This window comes from Dietzia sp. CQ4, assembly GCF_014145125.1.
Lineage (GTDB): Bacteria > Actinomycetota > Actinomycetes > Mycobacteriales > Mycobacteriaceae > Dietzia > Dietzia natronolimnaea.
On sequence record NZ_JAALDZ010000431.1, the window covers coordinates 1 to 1207 of the forward strand.

1 protein-coding gene is annotated in these 1207 nt (G+C 67.8%); it reads left to right on the forward strand.

Features of this window, described 5'->3' with window-relative positions:
* On the forward strand, positions 1-1194 hold a 1194-nt coding region (locus tag G6031_RS18345), incomplete at its 5' end, for an IS256 family transposase (protein ID WP_182654058.1).
* Positions 1195-1207: the final 13 nt, after the last annotated feature.

Sequence of the window (1207 nt, forward strand, 5' to 3'; positions counted from 1 at the left end):
GATCTGATGCGCGAGCTGCTGCAGACCATGATCAACGCCCTGCTGTCCGCGGACGCCGACGCCGTGTGCGGCGCCGAGTGGAACGCCCGCTCGTCAGAGCGCACCAACTACCGCAACGGTTATCGCCACCGGCCCCTGGATACCCGGGTCGGCACCGTCGACGTCGCCATCCCCAAGCTCCGCTCGGGCTCCTACTTTCCCGAGTGGCTGCTCGAGCGTCGCAAGCGGGCCGAATCCGCGCTGATCACCGTCGTGGCGGACTGCTACCTGGCCGGGGTCTCCACCCGCCGGATGGACAAGCTGGTCAAAACTCTCGGCATCGACTCGCTGTCCAAGTCCCAGGTCTCCCGCATGGCCGAAGACCTCGATGAGCAGGTCGCGGCGTTCCGGCACCGGCGCCTGGACGAGGCCGGACCGTTCACGTTCGTCACCGCCGATGCGCTGACGATCAAGGTCCGGGAGAACAAGCAGGTCGTCAAAGCCTCGGTGCTGCTGGCCACCGGGGTCAACGGTGACGGCCACCGCGAGGTCCTGGGCATGCAAGTCGCCACCAGCGAGACGAAGGCCTCGTGGAACACCTTCTTCGCCGACCTGGTGGCCCGTGGCCTGGGCGGAGTCCGGCTGGTGACCTCCGATGCCCACGCCGGGCTGATCGAGGCGATCGCGGCGAACCTGCCCGGGGCCGCCTGGCAGCGCTGTCGCACCCACTACGCCGCAAACCTCATGGCCGCGTGCCCCAAGTCGATGTGGCCGGCCGTGAAGGCGATGCTGCATAGCGTCTACGACCAGCCCACCGCCGAGGCTGTCAATGCCCAGTTCGACCGGCTCTTGGACTACACCGAAGGCAGACTGCCCGAGGTTGCTGACCACCTCGGCGATGCCCGCGAGGACCTGCTGGCGTTTATCGCGTTCCCCGACGATGTGTGGCGGCAGATCTGGTCCAACAACCCCACCGAGCGGCTCAACCGGGAGATCCGACGCCGCACCGACGTGGTCGGGATCTTCCCGAACCGGGATGCCATCGTTCGCCTCATCGGCGCCGTCCTGGCCGAGCAGACCGACGAATGGGCCGAAGGCCGCCGCTACCTCGGTCTCGAAGTCCTCAGCCGCTGCCGACTCACCCTGACCACCGACCCCGCCACCAGCTCGCCGACGGAGGTGAGCACCGATGACCTGATGCAACTACCCGCCTGACCACCCACGAAGG